The sequence below is a fragment of the Pseudomonas sp. Gutcm_11s genome (assembly GCF_028649395.1).
Lineage (GTDB): Bacteria > Pseudomonadota > Gammaproteobacteria > Pseudomonadales > Pseudomonadaceae > Aquipseudomonas.
In genome coordinates this window covers 772,300-792,200 of sequence record NZ_JAQSUW010000014.1, presented here as the reverse complement: position 1 = coordinate 792,200, position 19,901 = coordinate 772,300, and the positions used below count along the sequence as shown (strand labels likewise).

Sequence of the window (19,901 nt, the reverse complement as noted above, 5' to 3'; positions counted from 1 at the left end):
GTTCAGCAGACCCATGGTCACTGGAGCGACATCCCTGAATATGGTGCGTGACGAGCTGTTCACCACCATGGAAGAGACCGAACAGAGTCTCGAACAGTTCATCGCCGAACGGAACAACGGCAGCCTGTTGCAGCAGGCCGTGGAAAACCTGCAGCAGGTGCGTGGCACCCTGAACCTGATCGAGCTGGCCGGCGCCGAGTTGCTGGCCCAGGAAGTGCTGCAGCAGGCCACTGACATTCCCGCCGGCGCCGGCGAGGAGCGTGATGGTCAGCTTTCCGCCCTGAGCAACGCGCTCTACGTCCTGCGCCGTTACCTGGAAAACGTCGACGCCCATCGCCAGGAGATGCCGGAGCTGCTGCTGCCGGCGATCAACGACCTGCGCCAGGCGGGCGGCCAGCCGCCGCTGCCGGAAAGCTTCTTCTTCAGCGTGCGCCTGGATCAGCAGCGTGCGGCCGGTGTGCCCGGCGCACCGCTCAGCGCCCAGGATGCGCGGCGCCTGCGCCACATGTTCCAGGTCGGCCTGCTGGGCTTCATTCGCGAAGAAAACTCCCAGGCCAGCCTCAAGCTGATGCTGCGTGCCCTGGCGCGCCTCGATGGGCTGTTTGCCGACAAGCCGGCCGGGCGCCTGTACTGGATCGGCGCCGCTGCCGTGGAGTCGCAGCTGGACGGTCAACTGCTGCCGCGCAAGGCGCGCAAGCAGCTGTTCTCCCGCCTGGATCGCGAGATCAAGCAGGCTCTGGTCGCCAATGGCGGCTACGAGGCGCCGCGCAGTCTGCTCAAGGAGCTGCTGTATCTGGTAGCTCTGGCCGATAGCCGTGGTCCGCAGGCCAACGCCGTGCGCGACGTATTTGGCCTGGCGCCGCTGCCGTTCACCGATCACCTGCTGGACGAGGAATACCAGCGCCTGTCCGGTCCGGGGCAGGGCGTGATGCGCTCGTTGTCCACCGCGATTCGCGAGGAGCTGGCCAGCGTCAAGGACCTGCTCGACCTGATCGAGCGTGGCACCGCGCAGCCGGAGAGTTTCGGCAACCTGCATGCGCTGCTGGGCAAGCTGGCCAAGACCCTCAGCATGGTCGGTCTCAGTTCCGCGGCCAACGCGCTGCAAGTACAGCTGCCGGTCGTCGGTGGCTGGGGCGAGGACAGCCCTGCCGTGAATGCCGATCTGCATAAGCTGGCCGAAGCGGTGCTGTATGTGGAAAGCATGGTCGCCAGCCTGGAACGCGGTGAGCAGCGCAGCTCGCGGCCGAATCCGGCGACGCCGGGTGACGAGGGCGAGGCCTTTGCCGCCCACCAGCTGGCCGAGGCTCGCATCGTGGTGGTCGACGAGGCCCAGGGTGGCCTGGCACTGGCCAAGCGCGCCATCACTTCCTATCTGGAATCCAATGGCGACAAGCTGCACCTGGCCAACGTGCCGTTCAGCCTGCAGGCGGTGCGTGGCGGTCTCTGGTTCCTCGGCCAGGAGCGCGCGGCCAAGCTGATCGGCCTGTGCGCCGACTACATCCAGACGCAGATGCTCGATGCCCGGCAGATGCCCTCCGAGCAGATGCTGGAAACCCTGGCCGACGCCCTCAGCAGCCTGGAGTACTACCTCGAAGGTGGTGCCGTGCTGCGGCCCGAGACCACGCCGAGCGTGCTCGACCTGGCCGAGGAAAGCGTGGGCGCCCTGGGCCTGCCGGTAGCTGCCTGATGGCTTCCGGCTGGCAGACCACGCCGCCGCTGGACAATGGCCAGGCCGGCGGTTGGGCCTTGGTGCGCAGCCCTCAGGGTTTCCTAGCCGATAGTAATGGCGTGCTGTTCCCGCGCGAATGGCTCAAGCGCCAGGACCTGCCGCTGCTGGCCGAGCATGGCCTCGGTCATTTCGATGGCGAGCCGGTATGGCTGCTGACCCTGGAGCGGCCGGCGGAGATGCCTGGCTGCTTCTGGCAGGGCCTGCGGCAGTTCATGATGCAGGCCGATTACCCGACCTTCCGTATGCTCTCGTTCGCCGAGCAGGTCGGCCATTGGGATATCAATCACCAGTTCTGTGGTCGCTGTGGTAGCCGCAATCGCCAGGTGGCGGGCGAGCGCTGCATGCGTTGCCCCGAATGCGGGCTGGATAGCTATGCGCGCATCTCGCCGAGCATGATCGTACTGGTCACCCGTGGTGACGAGCTGTTGTTGGCCCGCTCGCCACGCTTCGTGCCAGGGGTCTACAGCACCCTGGCCGGCTTCGTCGAGCCCGGCGAGTCGGCGGAGGAGTGCGTGGCCCGTGAGGTGCGTGAGGAGGTCGGCATCGAAGTCGGCACGCCACGGTATCTGGGCAGCCAGAGCTGGCCCTTCCCGCATTCGCTGATGCTCGGTTTCCACGTCGAGTATGTGAGTGGCGAGATAGTGCCGCAGGCCGACGAGATCGAGGATGCGCGCTGGTTCCCTATCGACCAGCTGCCGCCGCTGCCGATGTCTCGCTCCATTGCCCGCTATCTGATCGATCTCTACGTTGCCCGCCGTCGTGGTGAGGCTGAGCCCGAGCTACCGCGCTAGGTGTCGATGCTGGAGCGGTCGTCGCATGGCGCGCCGCCCCGGTATCTCAGAACCAGTGCTGCCAGGCCAGGCGCGCGGTCAGCGCCAATACCATCAGGATGAACACCGGACGGATAAACTTCGAGCCGCCGCTGATCGCCGTGCGTGCGCCGAGGAAGGCGCCGGCCATCAGCGCCAGGCCCATGGCGATGCCCAGCAGCCAGGCCACCTGACCGGTGATGATGAACACAGTCAGGGCCATGGCGTTGCTGACGAAGTTCATGCTGCGTGCCACGCCGCTGGCGCGGACCAGGTCCATCGGGTAGAGGAGCAGGGTGCTCACTGTCCAGAACGCCCCGGTGCCGGGACCGACCACGCCATCGTAGAAGCCCAGTCCCAAGCCTTGCGGCCATTGGCGGCTCTGGGCGATAGGGGCGTCCGCCTGATCGTGGGTCTCCGGCATCTTGCCGAACAGCAGGTAGAGGCCGCAGGCAAACACCACGACGGGCAGCATCTGGTTGAGCCAGGCGGCCGGTAGCCAGTGGGCGATCATGGCGCCGATGGCGGCGCCGATGGCCGTGGCGATCAGCGCGTTGCGCCACTGCCGGGGATGGAACAGCTTGCGCTTATAGAAGGTGTAGCTGGCAGTGGCCGAGCCGAAGGTGGCGCACAGCTTGTTGGTGCCCAGCACCAGGTGCGGTGGCAGCCCTGCGGTGAGCAGTGCGGGGATGGTCAGCAGACCGCCGCCGCCGGCGATTGCATCGATGAATCCGGCGGTGAAGGCGACCAGCGCGAGGATCAGCAGGGTAGTGGGATCGACACCCAGCTCGAACGGAAAGGGCATAAAAAACTCGAAGTGGATTCAATTGTGCGGGAGCGCCGCTGGCTCGCCGGACGGCTGCTGCGCATAATGCCGGCAAAAAATCGCAGAAGGAAACGCTTCCATGCAGTATGACGGCCTGGCCTGGTTCACCGGCCTGCTGGCCCTGCTGGCCCTGTTCATCGCCGCCCGCATCCTCTTCGCGCCCAACTGGTTCCTTGCCTGGTTGCGCGGCACCCTGGGCCTGGCCTTCCTCGCCGTGGCGCTGCTGGTCGCCGTGGTGGCCTACGACCTGCGTAGCTATGACGCGCAGGTGCAGGACAAACCGCTGGTGACCCTGAGCTTCGCCGCCGATGGCCCGCAGCGTTACCGGGTCAACCTGCTGGAGGGCGCCGAGGAGCGCGAGGTGCTGCTGGAGGGTGATCTGTGGCAGCTGGATGCTCGCCTGCTGGGCTGGAAGGGTCTGGCCGCGCTGATCGGCCTGGAACCGGGGTACCGCCTGGAGAAGCTGTCCGGGCGCTTCCTCGCCATCGAGCAACAGCAAAGCGCCCGCCATGCCCAGGTGCAGTTGGCGCAGAGCCCTTATGGCATCGACCTGTGGCGCTGGCTGCGCCTGGGTCAGCGCGACCTGTTCCTGTTCGATCCGCAGGCCGCCCGGGTCACCTACCTGCCGATTGCCGATGGCGCTACCTTCAGCGTCAGCCTGAGCCCCACCGGCCTGCTGGCCCGGCCGATGAACCAGGCCGCCGAGCAGGCACTGAAGGACTGGCAGTAGTCCAGCCGATAGCGATGCCCAGTTAGTAAAACGCCCCTCGAGAGGGGCGTTTTACTATGTGCGCTGTGCTCGCCCAGATGATGCGCGAGCAGAGATGGCGGATTACTTGGCCATGCCGCGCGGCAGGCGGCTGCGGCCGGGCAGTTGCTCCAGGCGGCGCTGCCATTCGGCGCGTGCGGTCTTGGCGCTGGCAGGCTGCGCTGCTGCGGGGGCTGCTTCCACGACCTTCGCTGCCTTGGCGGCGGCTCTCAGGTCGGCCAGGCTCGGGCTCTTGCGCACCGGCTCACTGGCAGGTTTCTCCACGGAGCGCAGGCAGAGCTTGCACGAGACCTGGGTGGCATCGGAGGTGCTGCTCAGGTTCGCGCCTGTGCGGCCGCAGGCGACTTGTTCCGGGGTGGTGGAGTAGTGAATGGCCAATGTGTTGTCTCCTACTTTGCGGGCGCGGGATTCTACACAGTCATGTTGCGCAGACGAAGCTTCACGCGACGGATAAAAAAACACCCCTGCAGGAGGGGTGTTTTCGGTGCCGCTGGCTGGACTCAGGAGAGGAAGCCGCCGTCCACGTTCAGTGCTACGCCGGTGGTGTAGCTGGAGGCATCGCTGGCCAGGTACAGCACGGTGCCGGCCATTTCGCTCGGGTCGGCCACCCGCTTCAGCGGGATGCGCTGCAGGGCGACGTTAAGGATGGCGTCGTTCTTGGTCAGGGCCGAGGCGAACTTGGTGTCGGTCAGGCCCGGCAGCAGGGCGTTGCAGCGGATGCCGAACTGCGCGCACTCCTTGGCGAAGACCTTGGTCATGCTGATCACGGCAGCCTTGGTCACCGAGTAGATGCCCTGGAACTCGCCCGGCGAGACGCCGTTGATCGAGGCCACGTTGATGATCGAGCCGCCACCGTTGGCCTTCATCAGCTTGCCGCCTTCGATGGACATGAAGTAGTAGCCGCGGATGTTGACGTCGACGGTCTTCTGGAAGGCGCCCAGGTCGGTGTCCAGTACGTTGCAGAACTGCGGGTTGGTGGCGGCGTTGTTGACCAGGATGTCCAGGCGGCCGAACTGCTCGCGGATGAAGGCGAAGACGTTCTGGATCTGCTCCATCTCGCCGATGTGGCAGGCGATGGCAGTGGCCTTGCCGCCGGCGGCGATGATGGCGTCGGCGACTTTCTGGCAGTCGTCGATCTTGCGGCTCGAGACGATCACGTGAGCGCCTTGCTGGGCCAGCAGCTTGGCGATGGCCTCACCGATGCCGCGGCTGGCGCCGGAAACGAAAGCGATCTTGCCATCGAGGTCGAACAGGTTGGTCTTGGACATTGCTAGTACCTTGTCTGAGCCGGGTTACAGGGTGGATTTCTTGATGACCTGCAGGGCAGCCTGCTCCAGCAGCTTGTTCATCATGATGAACTGCGCGAAGCGCTTGTCCTTGGTCTGGCCATGGAAGAAGCGGTAGTAGATCTGCTGCACGATGCCGGCCAGGCGGAACAGGCCGTAGCAGTAGTAGAAGTCGAAGTTGTCGATCTGGATGCCGGCGCGCTGCGCGTAGTAGTCGACGAACTCCTGGCGGCTCAGCATGCCCGGCGCGTTGCTCGGCTGGCGGCGCATCAGTTGCATGGGTTGCGGGTCGCCGGCTTCGATCCAGTACGCGAGGGTGTTGCCCAGGTCCATCAGCGGGTCGCCGATGGTGGTCAGTTCCCAGTCCAGCACGCCGATGATCTGCATCGGATTGGCCGGGTCGAGGATCACGTTGTCGAAGCGGTAGTCGTTATGCACGATGCCCGGCTTGTGATGGTCGGCCGGCATCTTCTCGCGCAGCCAGGCCTTGACCGGTTCCCAGGTCGGGGCATCGGGCGTCAGGGCCTTCTCGTAACGATCGCTCCAGCCTTCAATCTGGCGCTTGACGTAGCCTTCCGGCTTGCCCAGGTCGGCCAGGCCGCAGGCCTGATAGTCGACGTTATGCAGGTCGACCAGCTTGTCGATGAAGCTCTTGCACAGGGCGTTGGTCTGCTCGGCGCTGAAGTTCAGGTCGGCCGGCATGTCGCTGCGCAGGATGATGCCCTTGACCCGCTGCATCACGTAGAACTCTGCGCCGATCACCGACTCGTCGGTGCAGTGCACGTAGGCCTTAGGGCAGTACGGGAAGCCATCGTTGAGCTGGTTGAGAATGCGGTACTCGCGGCCCATGTCGTGAGCCGACTTGGCCTTGTGGCCGAACGGCGGGCGACGCAGGACGAACTCCTGCTCGGGGTATTCCAGCAGGTAGGTCAGGTTGGAGGCGCCGCCGGGGAATTGGCTGATGCGCGGCGTGCCGGTGAGACCGGGGATGTGCGCCTTCAGGTACGGATCGATCTGCGCGGCATCGAGTTCTTCGCCTTCGCGGATCCCGGTGGACTGGTCTGTCAGCGTCATGCTTATCCCTTCTGCTGATGATGGGGGCCACTAATCATTGGCTAATTTAATGGTGCCCTTAAGCAAAGCACAGCGTTATAGATGCGGCTGTTGGTCATTGATCAAGAGGCCTGATTGCCGTATTTCGCCTGGGCGCGGGCGAAAAAAAACCGGAGTCCGAAGGCTCCGGTTTTTCTGTGTTTCGCGGTATGCCCTGGGGCTTATACCGGGAACAGCTCAGCCAGTTTCATGGCCAGCATCATGTCGCCTTCGGCGCGCAGTTTGCCGCCCATGAAGGCTTGCATGCCGTCGGTTTCGCCGGAGGCGATGCCGGCCAGGGTGGCGCTGTCCATGATCAGGGTGACGTTGGCGTTGGCGTTGTCGCCCTGTTGTACGTCGCAGGTACCGTCTTTGACGATCAGCGCGTAGTTGTCACCGTCTTCGATGTTGAACTGGAATACCAGGTCCAGGCCGGCGGCAGCGCTGGCGTTGAACTTGGACTTCATAGTGTTGATGGTGTCGGCAACGCTCATGGTTTCTGTCCTTTTTATCAGGGGTTACTGGCGGCCTTGCGGGCCGCTGTGGGCCGGTACTCAGCGGTAGGTGATGAGTTCCGGGGCCTTCAACAGCTCCAAATGCACACGGCTGTTGAAGGAAGCCAGGGTTGCCTCGCTGCCTCGGAAGGTCAGGCGCGAGAGCGAAGTATTGACTATCTGCCAGTTGAGTTCGAAGGCTCTATTCGCTGGCACGCCGGTCAGCAGGTGGAGCAGGGCGGTGATGGTGCCGCCGGAGGTGAATACGGCGATGTGCTGGCCGCGCTCAGCTTGCGCCAGTAGGCGCTGCAGGCCGCCGTTCACCGTGTCGACGAAGCCCTGCCAGGTATCGTGCTCGGGCTCGTCGTATTCGCCGCTGACCCAGCGGCCGATGATGCGGGCGAACAGGTGCTGGAAGGCGGCGCGGTTTTCCTTGGGATTGCGCATGATGGCTAGCGCATCCGGCTCGTCCGGCAGCATGGCCGGCAGCAGGTTGCGGATCACCGCCTCGGCATCGAATTCGTTGAAGGCCGGATCAATTTCCAGCTCGGGAGCATTCAGGCCGGCAGCCACGCAACGCTGCAAGGCGGAAGTGGCGGTATGCTGCTGGCGCCGCAGGTTGCCGCTCAGGCAGCGATCGAGGCTGATGCCGAGCTGGGCGAGGTGGTCGCCAAGCACTTCGGCCTGGCGTACGCCGAGCGGCGACAGCACGTCGTAATCGTCGGCACCGAATGAGGCCTGGCCGTGTCGTATCAGGTAGATGCTACCCATGTCCGCAGTCGATCCCGGCGGGTTGAAGTTTCGCGAGGGTAGGGCGATAGCCAGGCCCCTGTCAACGAAAAAACATACGCTTGTTTGAATTGTCTGGAGGCCGCCGACACACGGCTCGCCATGCTTGGCCGGCAGGCTCCGGCGCCGGTATGCTGAGGACTGGCAGCTGCCTGGATCGGGCTCTGCGACAGGATAGACGAGGGGGAACCTGTGGAGTTTCTGTTGGATTATGCGGACTTCCTGCTCCGCACCCTGACGGTGGTGGTCGCCATCATAGTGGTCCTGCTGACCATTGCTGCACTGCGTGGCAAAGGTCGTGGCAAGGGCAGCGGTCATCTGCAGGTGAGCAAGCTCAACGATTTCTACAAGGCCTTGCGTGAGCGTCTGGAGCACGAGTTGCTCGACAAGGCTCAGCTCAAGGCCCAGCGCAAGGTCGAGGCGAAGCAGGCCAAGCAGTCGAAGAAGGAGGGCCAGCCCAAGCCGCGAGTGTTCGTGCTGGACTTCGATGGCGACATCAAGGCCTCGGCCACCGACAACCTGCGCCATGAGATCACCGCGCTGCTGAGCCTGGCCACTGCCCAGGATGAAGTGGTGCTGCGTCTGGAGAGCGGCGGCGGTATGGTGCATGGCTACGGCCTGGCGTCCTCGCAGCTGGCGCGCATTCGTCAGGCCGGTGTGCCGCTGACTGTGTGCGTCGACAAGGTCGCCGCCAGCGGCGGCTACATGATGGCCTGCATTGGCGACAAGGTGCTCTCTGCGCCCTTCGCCATCCTCGGCTCCATCGGCGTGGTGGCGCAGCTGCCGAACATCCATCGTCTGCTGAAGAAGCACGACATCGACGTGGAGATGCTCACCGCCGGCGAGTTCAAGCGCACCCTTACCGTGCTCGGCGAGAACACCGAGAAGGGCCGCGAGAAATTCCAGGAAGACCTGGAAACCACCCATGAGCTGTTCAAGAACTTCGTGGCCCGCTACCGGCCGCAGCTGAATATCGACGAGATCGCCACCGGCGAAGTCTGGCTGGGCATCTCCGCGCTGAACAAACACCTGGTCGATGAACTCAAGACCAGTGACGAGTACCTGGCCGAGCGGGCTCGCGAGGCCGAACTGTTCCACCTGCATTTCTCCGAGAAGAAGAGCCTGCCAGAGCGCTTCGGCCTGGCTGCCAGCGTCACGCTGGACCGCCTGCTGCTGAGCTGGTGGAGCCGTCTCAATCAACAACGATTCTGGTAGGAGTAAGCCATGACTGCCTTCAAGGCTCTGCTGGTCAGCGAGGAAAACGGCGCCTTCGTGCCCAAGGTGGTAGAGCGCAAAGTCGCCGATCTGCCGGCCGGCGAGGTGCTGATCCGTGTGCAGTACTCCTCGCTCAACTACAAGGATGCCCTGTCCGCCAGCGGTAACCGTGGCGTGACCAAGGCCTTCCCGCACACCCCGGGTATCGACGCCGCGGGTGTAGTCGCCGAGTCCTCGGTGAGCGAGTTCGCGGCAGGCGACGAGGTGATCGTCACCGGCTACGACCTGGGCATGAACACCGCCGGTGGCTTCGGCCAATACATCCGTGTGCCGGCCGCCTGGGTGATCAAGCGTCCCAAGGGCCTGTCGCTGCGCGAGGCCATGCTGCTCGGTACCGCCGGCCTGACTGCCGGCCTCTGTGTCGACAAGCTGGAACAGTCCGGGCTGACGCCAGCCGCCGGCCCGGTACTGGTCACCGGCGCCACCGGAGGCGTCGGCTCGATCGCCGTCGCGTTGCTGTCGCGCCTGGGCTACAACGTCGCCGCGTCTACCGGCAAGGCCGGGCAGGGCGAGTTCCTGCGTCAGCTTGGCGCGCAGCAGATCGTGCCGCGTGAGGAACTGCAGGAAGGCAGCGAGAAGGCCATGCTCAAGGAGCGCTGGGCCGGCGCGGTGGATACCGTCGGCGGCGACATCCTGTTCAACGTGGTCAAGTCGCTGCGCTATGGCGCGAGTGCCGCATGCTGCGGCCTGACCGCCGGCATGGGTTTCAAGGGCGGCGTGGCACCGTTCATCCTGCGTGGGGTCAACCTGCTGGGGGTGGATTCGGTGGAGCTGCCGTTGGTGGTCAAGGCCTCCATGTGGGACAAGCTGTCCCTGCAGTGGAAGCTGACCAACCTGGAAAGCCTGGCCGAAGAGATGAGCCTGGAGCAGCTGCCCCAGGCCATCGAGCAGATCCTGGCCGGCAAGATGGTTGGCCGGGTGCTGGTCAACCTCGCCTGACGACCTCCGGACCAGGTTTCAGCCCAGGTCCGGCAGCAGATACCTTGCCCATAGTGAGTCGGCGAACTGGCTGCGGAAGAAGCCGAAGTGGCCGATGCGCTGCACGCCAATGTCCGTCGGTGCAATGCGCTTCGTGGTCTGTGGCGCGCCACGGTAGAAGCCGTGCAGCGACTCGGTGTTGCGCCCAGACATCATCTCGTCGTCAGTGAAGGACAGCGAAGTGATGGGTGTGCGCACTGCCGAGTAGGCGTCGCGGACTTCCGCGCCCTCGGCGCCTACCGCGTATTCCGGGTCCAGGCACCAGCGGCGCCACTGTTGGATCACGCCACGCGGCAGGTCGCCGACCATGCCCAGGCGTTGCCCGGGGAAGTAACCGGCCAGCGGCGTCACCAGCGGTGCGATCAGGTACCAGAGCAGCCAGGCCTTGTTGCGCAGGCTCTTGGTGTTTTCCCGCCAGTAACCACTGCCGGTGGCGATGGTGAAGGCGCGGTGGATGCGCTCGCCGCCACGCACGAAGGGCAGGATCTGCCCGCCGAGGCTGTGACCGATCCAGAACACTGGCAGTTCGCCGGCAGCCTCCACGACCGCGTCGAGCATGGCGCTGCAGTCGTGGCGACCCCAGCCGATCACGTCCACCTCCAGGCTACGTAGCGAGCCGCTGCGTGACAGACCCATGCCGACATAGTCGAAGGTCACGGCGAGATAGCCGCGCTCGGCGAGCCAGCGGGCGAAGTCGGCGTAGAAGCGCTGCTCGACGCCCATGGCTGGCACGATCAGCACGACTCCCCGGGTTTCGCCCTGGGGCTGGTACCAGTGGCTGGAGAGGGTGTGCCCGTTGCCGTTGCCCAGCGGGCGAGGAATTGGGGTGGTCATGATCGACTCCGAAGGGCTCAGGCCTGGCTGACGTACATGGTGATCTCGGCGCGGAACACCGGGGTATCCTCGACATAGGCCACTACCGGCACCTTGATGTCGCCGGTCTGGCCCCAGTCGATGGCACTGCCATCGGCCACGGCGCGTACATCGCCCTTGGCCTTGGCCAGGTATTCCACGGTCATGCCGCGAGGAATCCAGCGGTAACCGGCCGGGATCGAGACGTCGGTCATGGTGCCGGCCACCAGTTCGGCGGCGTTGCACAGGGCAATGGCATGCACGGTGCCGATGTGATTGAGCACCTCGCGGCGCTTGGGGAAAGTGACTTCGGCATAGCCCGCGCGCAGCTCGACGAACTGCGGGGCGATGCTGGCGAAGTAGGGCGCGACCTGGCCGATCATGGTGCTGAACTGGGCTGGGCCGACCTGTTGGTACATCTGCATCATCTGACTCATGGGGTGCTCCTGCTGGATCGTTGAAGAGAAGCGCGCGCCCAGGCAGTATACGAATATCAGAATTTAATTCTAGAAGATTATTCTGGTTTTCTGGAGCCTATTAAAGGAGGCCTGATGGCCCGCAGTTCCCGTAAGGACGAAATCCTCCAGGCCGCGTTGGCCTGCTTCACCGAATTCGGGGTGGATGCCACCACCATCGAGATGATCCGCGACCGCTCGGGCGCCAGCATCGGCAGCCTCTACCACCACTTCGGCAACAAGGAGCGGATCATCGGCGCCCTGTACCTGGCCGGCACCGCCGAGTATGCGGCCATGCTGGCCGAGGGCTTTACCAGCGCCGACAGCGCCGAGGCCTGCGTGCACCTGCTGGTGCATAGCTACGTCGACTGGGTGGTGGCCAATCCGGACTGGGCGCGCTTCATCCTGCACAGCCGCGGGCGGGTCGAGGCCGGCGAGATGGGCGAGGAGCTGCGCGAGGCCAATCGCGTGCACTACCGGCGCATCCTCGACGCCCTGGCCGTCTACCGCGAGCAGGGGTTGTTCAAGGCCATGCCGGCGGACTGTTTCTCGTCAGTGGTCATCGGCCCGACCCATGACTTCGCGCGCAACTGGCTGGCGGGGCGCACTCATACCGAGCTGGCCGAGTGCCGCGAGCTGCTGGGGCGAGTCGCCTGGGACTCGGTGAAGGCCTGAAACGAAAAAGCCCCGCAGAGCGGGGCTTTTTCATGGGGCCGGATCAGGCGCGGCGGCGGAACAGCGGCAGCGGCTGGTCGGTGGAGGCCTGGTAGACCTCGCCGAATTCCTCGAAGGCCTTCAGCGCATCGACCGGGTCCTTGTCCGCCCGCAGGGCGAAGGCGTCGAAGCCCACGCGCTGGTAGGAGAACAGTTGGTCACGCAGCACATCGCCGATGGCGCGCAGCTCGCCCTTGTAGCCGTAGCGGTTGCGCAGCAGGTAGGCGCTGGAGCAGTGGCGGCCGTCGGTGAAGGCGGGGAAGTTGAGGGCGATCACCTGGAAGCTGTCCAGCTGGTCGACGATCTCCTCGATCTCCTCGCCGGCTTCCAGCCACACGCCCAGGCCGCCGTCGCGGGCCTTGAGGGCGTGAGCGTGCTCGCGCCACAGGGCCAGCGGCACGATCAGGTCGTCGCTGTTGCTGATGGTTTCGAGGGTGGCGTCGGCCGGCAGCAGGTGCCAGGTCTCGTCCAGAATCTGGCCGTTCTTAATGATTCGCTGCATAGACGCGCTCCTTGAACGGGTCGATTCCGACACGGCGGAAGGTGTCGAGGAAGGTTTCTTCTTCGGTGCGCTTCTCGACATAGACCTTGATCAGCTTGTCGATCACATCGGCCATCTGCTCCTGGGCGAAGGATGGGCCGAGGATCTGCGCCAGGCTGGCCTCACGGCCGGCACTGCCACCGAGGGACACCTGATAGAACTCCTGACCCTTCTTGTCCACGCCGAGGATGCCGATGTGGCCGACGTGGTGGTGACCACAGGCGTTCATGCAGCCGGAGATGTTCAGGTCCAGATCACCGATGTCGAACAGGTAGTCTAGGTCGTCGAAGCGGCGCTGGATGGCTTCGGCTACCGGGATCGACTTGGCGTTGGCCAGGGAGCAGAAGTCGCCGCCCGGGCAGCAGATGATGTCGGTCAGCAGGCCCACGTTCGGCGTGGCGAAGCCCTGCTCGCGCAGTTCGCCCCACAGGGTGAACAGCTGCTGCTGCTCGACGTCGGCGAGGATGATGTTCTGGTTATGGCTGTTGCGCACTTCGCCGAAGCTGTAGCGATCGGCCAGGTCGGCGATGGCATCCAGCTGCTTGTCGGTAACGTCGCCCGGTGCCACGCCGGTGGGTTTCAGCGACAGGGTCACGGCAATGTAGCCAGGCTTCTTGTGCGCGATGGTGTTGCGCTGGCGCCAGCGGGCGAAGCCCGGGTGCTGGGCGTCGAGGGAGGCCAGTTCGGCAGCCTGGTCGGCCAGGGCGACGTAGGCCGGGTCGATGAAGTGGGCGGCAACGCGGGCGACTTCGGCCTCGGTCAGGGTGGTCGGGCCATCCTTGAGGTGGACGAACTCGGCCTCGACCTTCTCGGCGAAGACTTCCGGAGTCAGCGCCTTGACCAGGATCTTGATGCGCGCCTTGTACTTGTTGTCACGACGGCCATAGCGGTTGTACACGCGCAGGATGGCGTCGAGGTAGCCGAGCAGGTGCTGCCACGGCAGGAACTCGTTGATGAAGCTGCCAACGATCGGGGTACGGCCCAGGCCGCCGCCGACGGAGACGCGGAAGCCCAGCTCGCCGGCGGCGTTCTTCACCGCTTCCAGGCCGATGTCGTGCACCTCGATGGCGGCGCGGTCGCTCACGGCGCCGTTGACGGCGATCTTGAACTTGCGCGGCAGGTGGGTGAACTCGGGGTGGAAGGTCGACCACTGGCGGATGATCTCGCACCAGGGGCGCGGATCGACGATCTCGTCCGCGGCCACGCCGGCGAACTGGTCGGTGGTGGTGTTGCGGATGCAGTTGCCGCTGGTCTGGATCGCGTGCATCTGCACGGTCGCCAGCTCGGCCAGGATCTCCGGCACCTCTTCCAGCTCCGGCCAGTTGAACTGCACGTTCTGGCGGGTGCTGATGTGGGCGTAGCCCTTGTCGTAGTCACGAGCGATCTTGGCCATCATGCGCACCTGCTTGGACGACAGCAGGCCATAAGGCACGGCGACGCGCAGCATGGGCGCGAAACGCTGTATATAGAGGCCGTTCTGCAGGCGCAGGGGGCGGAACTCCTCACCGGAAAGCTCACCGGCCAGGTAGCGGCGGGTCTGGTCGCGGAACTGCTTGACGCGGTCCTCGACGATCCGCTGATCGTACTCGTCGTATACGTACATAGGGGTCCTGTGGGTCAGGCTACTGCTTCATCAGGCAGAAAATGGCTTTTTCGCGCGCACGGTAAACGCGCTCTTTATCAGGGCCGGGCAAAGATATCAGGTCGTGAATATTCGAAAAAATGAAGTTTCCATATAAGTACATAGCTAAAGTAGATAAGCGAGTCGCCTTGAGACTGTGCGAGGCCTGGTCTTAACTCTGGTGAAACCCATAACCACAACAAAGGGGCAGCCATGACCGACCACACCACTTCGGATGAAAAGGACAGCGTTGTCGATGCCTGGGCCATCTTCACGCTGATCCTGCTTGCGGTGAGCACTGCAGTTTTCTGGGTCAGTCACCAGTAGGCGACAGGTGAAAAGAGGCCAGTGGCGGGAGACCGGCGCTGGCCTTTTTTATGCCTCGTCGTGACCGGTGGTGGCATTTGGCTATGAAGATGCTCTGTATAATGCGCCGCGATTTTTCCGAGCCTGGATTCACGACTTTGCTGCCGCGCGCCTTACTGCTCCTCTGCCTGAGCCTCATCTGCCTCTCTGCCCAGGCCACCTCGGTGGTCTTCCTCAATCCGGGCTATTCCAACGAGCGCTTCTGGGTCAACTACAGCCACTACATGCAGGATGCCGCCGGCGACCTCGGGCTGCAGCTGGAAGTGCTGTACGGCGAGCGCGACGCCAATACCATGATGCGCAACGCCCGCTCGGTTCTGGAGCGGGCGAACAAGCCGGACTACCTGGTATTCGTCAACGAGCAGTACCTGGGGCCTGAGATCCTGCGCCTGGCCGAGGACAGTGGCATTCGCCTGTTTGCCGTGCACAGCACGCTCACCGCAGAGCAGCAGCAGCGGGTAGGTGGCCCGCGGGAGAAATACGCGAACTGGATCGGCAGCCTGGTGACCAACGACGAGGAGGCCGGCTACCTGATGGCTTCCGCGCTGATGCAGCAGGCACCGGAGGGCAGCGAGCTGGTGGCCTTCTCCGGGGTGAAGAACACCCCCTCGGCGACCCTGCGTGAAGCGGGCCTGCATCGCGCCCTGGCCGAGCACCCGCAGGTGCGCCTACGCCAGCTGCTATATGGCGAGTGGAGCCAACAGCGTGCCTACGAGCAGGCCAAGGCCTTGCTGCCGCGCTATCCGGATGTGCAGATGATCTGGTCGGCCAACGACGAGATGGCCTTTGGCGCCATGCAGGCCGCGCAGGAGGAGGGACGTCAGCTGCGCTACACGGCGCTGAACAACTCGCAGAAGGTCCTGCAGGCGCGCATCGATGGGCAGATTTCCGTGCTGGCCACCGGGCATTTCATTCTCGGTGCCTGCGCCCTGGTGATGTTGCATGACCATGCGGCCGGCCTCGATTTCGCCGAGCGCGGAGGCAAGGACCAGACCGCACGCCTGTTGCGCCTGGTCGATGCGCGGCAGGCGAAGCAGCTGAAGGCGCGCCTCGCTCGCCCTGACATCGGCCTGGATTTCCGCCGCTTCAGCGCCACGCGCAATCCGTCTATGAAACAGTACAACTGCTCCATCGACTCCCTGCTGCACTAGACCCCGGCCAGGTGCAGCACTAGACGCACCAGGGCGAACAGCACCAGCACGAATACCGAGGTGAACAGCACGCCGAGCGCGATGAAGTGGCTCGGCTTGCCGCGGCTGAAGTCGCGCGCCCGGTTCTTGCCACTCTGTACGCCGAAGGCTGCAGCCAGCACGCTTTGCGCCATCTCGCGGAAGGTCAGCGGTTTGTTGTCTTCATTATTATCTGGTTGCATGGGAGCACCTCCTGGCCACAGCTTAGCCAAGCCGTGGCCATTTACAGCTCCGCGTCCAGCGCCTGCACGCGCAGGCGCTCCAGTTCGTCAAAGCGACTAGCCTGCAACTCCTCGACTGCGGCCTGTAGCTGGCTGCCGCTGAGCCCGGACTGGCGCAGGCGATTGCGCTCGCTCGCGTAGTCGCTCAGACGCTGTTGCCACTTGGCCTGCTGTTGGTCCAGTTCTGCCAGGGCATCGGCGGCCTCGCTGCCCAGCGATTGCTCGCGCAGCTGGCGGATTTCCTCGGCGCTGGCGCCTTTCTCCTGCATATCCTGGGTAGCGGCATACAGCTCGCCGTAGCGCATGCTCTCGGCGCGCGCAGTGCGCACATCCTCGGGCAGCTGCAGCTCCAATTCGGCCAGGGCCTGGGCGCGCTGCTCCTCGCTCAGGCCACTCTGCTGGGCCAGGCCCAGGCGCTGCACCATGTATTCGTCCTCGGCGTTCTCGCGGGCGAAGAACAGGGCGTATTCCTCTGCGCTGAAGTACTGCTGGCGCGCCGCGTTGAGCGCGTCCAGGCGCTGGCGCAGGGCGCCGGGGTCCATGCTGGCATCCGCCTCGGGCAGGTTCTGCAGGGCGATGCGGTAGTCGACGTAACGGCTCAGCAGGTCACGCGCCTGCTCCAGCGCCGGCGTTCGCAGCTGGGCGGCCAGGTCGCGGTGGATGCGGGTCAGGACCTTGTCCAGGCCTTCCTCTTCGCGGCCGGCCAGATAGAAGTCGAACAGGCGCAGCAGGTCGTCCTGCAGCACCAGGTTGCCCTGGGCGTCCATGCGCAGCACCACGCCGTGGGCGGTGCCGAGCAGCGAAGGCGGCAACGGGCCGGGATCGCTCAGCTGGCTGGACGGTGTCGCGCGCAGGCGCTGGTTGAGGGTGCTTGCCTGCTGGCTGCGCTCATCGCCGGGCGGCACGATGGCCTGCGGGGCGGTGGATGGCTGCGCTGCTAGCGGCAGGTCGGGGCGGTAGAGCACGAGGGTGCTGCCGACCACGACGGCGCCCAGGGCCAGCGCGGCCAGAATGATTCGATTGGACATCGGATGCTCCTCGCGGCGGGCATGGCACGCTCGGGTGCCATGCCCGTGCGTGTTACAGGCCCAGGTTCTTCAGGCGATTCGCATGGTTCTGGTAGACGGTCTTCGGGTTGGTATCGAACAGCGACACCAGTCCCAGCACCTGGTTGTTAATGTCCAGGTGGTTCATGGTGTAGTTGTCCTTGAGTACCTTGCCGAAGTGGCTGGAGCAGCGGCCGGTGACGCCATCGTTGGCCTCGTTGAAGGCCAGCGAGGTGATGGTGAACAGCGGGTCGGAGATGTCCAGCACGTTGGTCAGCGGCGCAGTGCCGCTCATGGAGTACATGCGCACGCTGTTGCCGTTGATCGACGCGGTCTCCGGGCCTTCGCCGCAGGAGCTGGTCGGCACGCCGGTGGGGAAGCGCTGGTTGTTGGCCGTGGCGCCCGGCTTGTTGAACTCGGCGAGCATGGCGCGCACGTCCGACTGGCTCTTCTTGTTGTTCGACAGCAGGTTGACCAGGTCACCCACGGCATTGGCGAACACGCTGAAGGCCACGCCCTGCAGGCTGCTGGCCGGCGCCACGCCGCTGACCAGGTCGGCCAGCGGCGAGCCCTTGTGCGGCGAGTTCAGGGTAGTCACCGACGCCACCAGATCGGGGCGGGTATTCATCACGTAGCGAGCGGTAATGCCGCCCTGGCTGTGGCCGATCAGGTTGAACTTCTTCACGCTGCCAGAGGAGGCGGCGCGAATCTGTTCCAGCTGGCTAATCAGTGCTTCACCGCGCTTGGCCGAGCTGTCGAAGGCGTTGATCTTTGGCACGTAGACCTTGGCGCCCTGGCTCTGCAGGGCGCTGGGGATCTGGTGCCAGTAATCGACGATGGCGATGCTGTCGAAGGCGAAGATGCCGGGAACGAGGACGATGGGGTTCTTGGTCTGCGCCTGGGTATTGGCCAGGGCAGGGAGGGACGCGCACAGACCGAGAACGGCCAGCGCCGGGATGAGCAGTTTCTTCATGGTGGGGTACCTGTGTGTTCGTTTTTTTGTTGTTGTAGCTCCGCACACAGCAGCGGAGGTGCGGCCATAAAATCACTCGTGCACAGGGCCGGCTTGTAAGAACTGATGAAATCGCCCCAGCGGCGTACAAATAATTGCGACGGCCGTCGCACATGGTCTTTTCAGCTGCGCCGGCGCTGTGGTACCTCTGCGCCCCAGAAGAACAACAAGAAACCAGGGCGGAACACGTCCATGCCTGCCAGCCAAGCCCCGGTCCTGCTCTACCTGTGGGACAAGCGCACCTTCTATCTCAGCCCGTTCACCGAGCCGCTGCAGCTATCCCAGGCGGCTGCGATGTTGCTGGTTGCCCTCGACGACGAGCTGCACATCCATTGCCGCAACGACACCCTGGCCTGCCGCAGCGCGCTGCTGCCCGCCGGCCTCTCGCTGACGGTGGATACCGGCGACTCGCGCGTCGCCATCTGCTACCTGGACGTATTCGGCGAGGATCACGCGCTATTGAAACCGCGCATGCGCGGCCAGCACGGCCAGATGCATTTCGCCCTGGACGACGAGGCCGAGTGGGTCGCCGGCTTCGACCAGCTGCACCTTGCCAGCGCCTCGCCGGAGGAGGTCTGGCTGGCGCTGGAGCGCCTGATCAATCCGCAGGGGCAGGTCCTTGGCGCCTGCGACCCGCGCATCGTGCGCGCGGTGGAGCTGATCAAGGCCGATGTGGCGTGCAACCAGCCCATCGAGTTCCTCGCCGACCAGGTGGGCCTCTCGGTGCCGCGCCTGACCCAGCTGTTCCGCCAGACCGTCGGCATTCCCATCCGCCGCTACCGCCAGTGGCACCGCCTGTTCGTCACCAGCGTCGGCGTGGCACGCGGCATGAGCCTGACCGATGCGGCGATGGCGGCTGGCTTCACCGACTCGGCGCATTTCAGCCACACCTTTCGCAGCATCATCGGCATGAGCCCCTCGGCGGCACTGGCGCAGCCGAGGGGCATCCGCCTGTTCGCCGGCTGAGGAATCGGGCAAGCTGCACGCTCCAGAGCAGCCGATCCGCCCCATGCACGACAGCGACTTCCCCGACGACGCTGCGCAGTCCGAGCGCACCCGCGAGACCATCCTGCGCTACCACCTCAGCTGGCGCTGCCGGGACCTGGAGGCGGTGATGGCGCTGTTCCACCCGGACATCGAGTACAACGACTTCTTCCAGCAGCGCACCATGCACCTGGGCGAGCTGCGCGAGTACGTCGAGGACAACCTGCCGCGGCGCCCCGGCGAGATGCTCGAGCATGTCGACCGCATCCGCATCGATGGCCACACCGCTTTCATCCAGTACCGCTTCGCCCTGCAGGGCAGCGGGGGGCTGGCGTCCTTCCGCACCGGCGAGTCGATCACCGTGCGCGACGGGCTGATCTGGCGGATCAACGAGTACGCCACGCTGGTGCACGAAGCCCGCGCGAGCAAGGGCGCCAGCGCGCGCCCGGCCACCAGCCGCCTGGGCCTGTCCGCCTGGCAGCTGAGCATGCTGGCGCAGGACCTGCAGGACTACTTCCACAAGCACCAGCCCTTCCTCGACCCGGACCTGGACCTGCAGCAGGTCGCCGCCGCCACTGGCTACAGCCGCAACCAGATCTCCCACCTGCTCAATCAGGTGCTGGGCCAGAGCTTCTACCGCTACGTCAACCAGGCGCGCCTGCAGTACCTGCTCGACGGTCTGGAGGCGGGCGGCGATGCCGGGCGGGTGGACGAACTGGCCTTCGCCGCCGGCTTCAACTCACTGTCGGCCTTCTACAAGTGCTTCCGCGAGCGCCTGGGCCTGACGCCCAAGGCCTACCTCAAGCAAATTTCCTCGCGGGCCCGCACGCAAGACAAGTCCTGAGGCGCTTC

General features: G+C 64.9%; 22 protein-coding genes. 9 read left to right on the top strand and 13 right to left on the bottom strand.

The features are described 5' to 3' along the window. Nucleotides 1-13: 13 nt before the first annotated feature. Together PTT45_RS14610 and nudC are read left to right on the top strand one after the other, a co-directional pair. A complete protein-coding gene (locus PTT45_RS14610) occupies nucleotides 14-1,687 on the top strand; it encodes a ferrous iron transporter B (RefSeq protein ID WP_273814145.1) in 1,674 nt (557 codons plus the stop codon). Then, entirely contained in the window at nucleotides 1,687-2,520 is an 834-nt protein-coding gene (nudC, locus tag PTT45_RS14605) for an NAD(+) diphosphatase (RefSeq protein ID WP_273814144.1), read from the top strand. The genes PTT45_RS14610 and nudC overlap by 1 nt, the downstream gene beginning before the upstream one ends. A 46-nt stretch (nucleotides 2,521-2,566) precedes the next feature. Here the strand turns inward: nudC and PTT45_RS14600 are convergent, their stop codons facing one another. After that, nucleotides 2,567-3,343 (bottom strand): TSUP family transporter, encoded by a 777-nt coding sequence (locus PTT45_RS14600; protein WP_273814142.1) that lies wholly within the window; start codon nucleotides 3,341-3,343, stop codon nucleotides 2,567-2,569. 100 nt (nucleotides 3,344-3,443) lie between these two features. Between PTT45_RS14600 and PTT45_RS14595 the strand changes: the two genes are divergently transcribed. Continuing rightward, nucleotides 3,444-4,094 carry a hypothetical protein gene (locus PTT45_RS14595; RefSeq protein ID WP_273814141.1) on the top strand — a complete coding sequence of 217 codons (651 nt, stop codon included), beginning with the start codon at nucleotides 3,444-3,446 and terminating at the stop codon, nucleotides 4,092-4,094. A gap of 102 nt (nucleotides 4,095-4,196) precedes the next feature. Here PTT45_RS14595 and PTT45_RS14590 read toward each other — a convergent pair whose 3' ends face one another. From PTT45_RS14590 to PTT45_RS14570, 5 genes are all read right to left on the bottom strand, one after another. Further along, nucleotides 4,197-4,511 carry a hypothetical protein gene (locus PTT45_RS14590; RefSeq protein ID WP_273814139.1) on the bottom strand — a complete coding sequence of 105 codons (315 nt, stop codon included), beginning with the start codon at nucleotides 4,509-4,511 and terminating at the stop codon, nucleotides 4,197-4,199. 122 nt (nucleotides 4,512-4,633) lie between these two features. Beyond that, nucleotides 4,634-5,401: an SDR family oxidoreductase gene (locus tag PTT45_RS14585; protein ID WP_273814137.1), complete on the bottom strand. Its 768-nt coding sequence runs from the start codon at nucleotides 5,399-5,401 to the stop codon at nucleotides 4,634-4,636. A 24-nt stretch (nucleotides 5,402-5,425) separates the two neighbouring features. After that, a complete protein-coding gene (locus PTT45_RS14580) occupies nucleotides 5,426-6,493 on the bottom strand; it encodes a phosphotransferase family protein (RefSeq protein WP_273814135.1) in 1,068 nt (355 codons plus the stop codon). Between the two features lie 200 nt (nucleotides 6,494-6,693). After that, nucleotides 6,694-7,005, bottom strand: coding sequence for an SCP2 sterol-binding domain-containing protein (locus PTT45_RS14575; RefSeq protein WP_043307735.1), 312 nt, complete (start codon nucleotides 7,003-7,005; stop codon nucleotides 6,694-6,696). Nucleotides 7,006-7,065: 60 nt separating this feature from the next. After that, on the bottom strand, nucleotides 7,066-7,776 hold the full coding sequence (locus PTT45_RS14570) for a histidine phosphatase family protein (RefSeq protein ID WP_273814132.1): 711 nt from the start codon (nucleotides 7,774-7,776) through the stop codon (nucleotides 7,066-7,068). 210 nt (nucleotides 7,777-7,986) lie between these two features. Here PTT45_RS14570 and sohB point away from each other — a divergent pair, with 210 nt between their 5' ends. Beyond that, complete coding sequence (gene sohB / locus PTT45_RS14565) at nucleotides 7,987-9,009, top strand: protease SohB (protein WP_273814130.1); 1,023 nt, start codon at nucleotides 7,987-7,989, stop codon at nucleotides 9,007-9,009. A gap of 9 nt (nucleotides 9,010-9,018) precedes the next feature. Then, nucleotides 9,019-10,008, top strand: coding sequence for a YhdH/YhfP family quinone oxidoreductase (locus tag PTT45_RS14560; RefSeq protein WP_273814129.1), 990 nt, complete (start codon nucleotides 9,019-9,021; stop codon nucleotides 10,006-10,008). Nucleotides 10,009-10,026: 18 nt separating this feature from the next. On the opposite strand, the gene PTT45_RS14555 is transcribed toward PTT45_RS14560, so the two are convergent. Both PTT45_RS14555 and PTT45_RS14550 read right to left on the bottom strand, forming a co-directional pair. Then, nucleotides 10,027-10,881 (bottom strand): alpha/beta hydrolase family protein, encoded by an 855-nt coding sequence (locus PTT45_RS14555; RefSeq protein ID WP_273814128.1) that lies wholly within the window; start codon nucleotides 10,879-10,881, stop codon nucleotides 10,027-10,029. Nucleotides 10,882-10,898: 17 nt separating this feature from the next. Next, the gene (locus PTT45_RS14550; RefSeq protein ID WP_273814126.1) at nucleotides 10,899-11,336 is read right to left on the bottom strand and encodes a hotdog fold domain-containing protein; all 438 of its coding nucleotides are present in this window, start codon (nucleotides 11,334-11,336) and stop codon (nucleotides 10,899-10,901) included. Nucleotides 11,337-11,450: 114 nt separating this feature from the next. On the opposite strand from PTT45_RS14550, the gene PTT45_RS14545 reads away from it, so the two are divergent. Beyond that, nucleotides 11,451-12,029, top strand: a complete 579-nt coding sequence (locus tag PTT45_RS14545) for a TetR/AcrR family transcriptional regulator (RefSeq protein WP_273814124.1) — start codon at nucleotides 11,451-11,453, stop codon at nucleotides 12,027-12,029. 43 nt (nucleotides 12,030-12,072) lie between these two features. On the opposite strand, the gene PTT45_RS14540 is transcribed toward PTT45_RS14545, so the two are convergent. Together PTT45_RS14540 and PTT45_RS14535 are read right to left on the bottom strand one after the other, a co-directional pair. Continuing rightward, nucleotides 12,073-12,570, bottom strand: coding sequence for a DUF934 domain-containing protein (locus PTT45_RS14540; protein WP_192400813.1), 498 nt, complete (start codon nucleotides 12,568-12,570; stop codon nucleotides 12,073-12,075). After that, complete coding sequence (locus tag PTT45_RS14535) at nucleotides 12,554-14,212, bottom strand: nitrite/sulfite reductase (protein WP_273814122.1); 1,659 nt, start codon at nucleotides 14,210-14,212, stop codon at nucleotides 12,554-12,556. The genes PTT45_RS14540 and PTT45_RS14535 overlap by 17 nt, the downstream gene beginning before the upstream one ends. Nucleotides 14,213-14,658: 446 nt before the next feature. Here PTT45_RS14535 and PTT45_RS14530 point away from each other — a divergent pair, with 446 nt between their 5' ends. Further along, nucleotides 14,659-15,747, top strand: coding sequence for an ABC transporter substrate-binding protein (locus PTT45_RS14530; RefSeq protein WP_443218184.1), 1,089 nt, complete (start codon nucleotides 14,659-14,661; stop codon nucleotides 15,745-15,747). Here PTT45_RS14530 and PTT45_RS14525 read toward each other — a convergent pair. The 3 genes from PTT45_RS14525 to PTT45_RS14515 are packed head-to-tail and all read right to left on the bottom strand — an operon-like array spanning nucleotide 15,744 to nucleotide 18,026. Then, nucleotides 15,744-15,968 (bottom strand): DUF2970 domain-containing protein, encoded by a 225-nt coding sequence (locus PTT45_RS14525; protein WP_273814121.1) that lies wholly within the window; start codon nucleotides 15,966-15,968, stop codon nucleotides 15,744-15,746. The two genes, PTT45_RS14530 and PTT45_RS14525, sit on opposite strands and share 4 nt — an antisense overlap. 41 nt (nucleotides 15,969-16,009) lie before the next feature. Beyond that, nucleotides 16,010-17,035: a lipase secretion chaperone gene (locus PTT45_RS14520; protein ID WP_273814120.1), complete on the bottom strand. Its 1,026-nt coding sequence runs from the start codon at nucleotides 17,033-17,035 to the stop codon at nucleotides 16,010-16,012. A 52-nt stretch (nucleotides 17,036-17,087) separates the two neighbouring features. Next, entirely contained in the window at nucleotides 17,088-18,026 is a 939-nt protein-coding gene (locus PTT45_RS14515) for a lipase family alpha/beta hydrolase (protein ID WP_273814119.1), read from the bottom strand. Between the two features lie 231 nt (nucleotides 18,027-18,257). Between PTT45_RS14515 and PTT45_RS14510 the strand changes: the two genes are divergently transcribed. Both PTT45_RS14510 and PTT45_RS14505 read left to right on the top strand, forming a co-directional pair. Next, nucleotides 18,258-19,031: an AraC family transcriptional regulator gene (locus tag PTT45_RS14510; RefSeq protein WP_273814118.1), complete on the top strand. Its 774-nt coding sequence runs from the start codon at nucleotides 18,258-18,260 to the stop codon at nucleotides 19,029-19,031. 43 nt (nucleotides 19,032-19,074) lie between these two features. Beyond that, complete coding sequence (locus PTT45_RS14505) at nucleotides 19,075-19,893, top strand: AraC family transcriptional regulator (protein WP_273814117.1); 819 nt, start codon at nucleotides 19,075-19,077, stop codon at nucleotides 19,891-19,893. The last annotated feature ends 8 nt before the right edge of the window (nucleotides 19,894-19,901 follow it).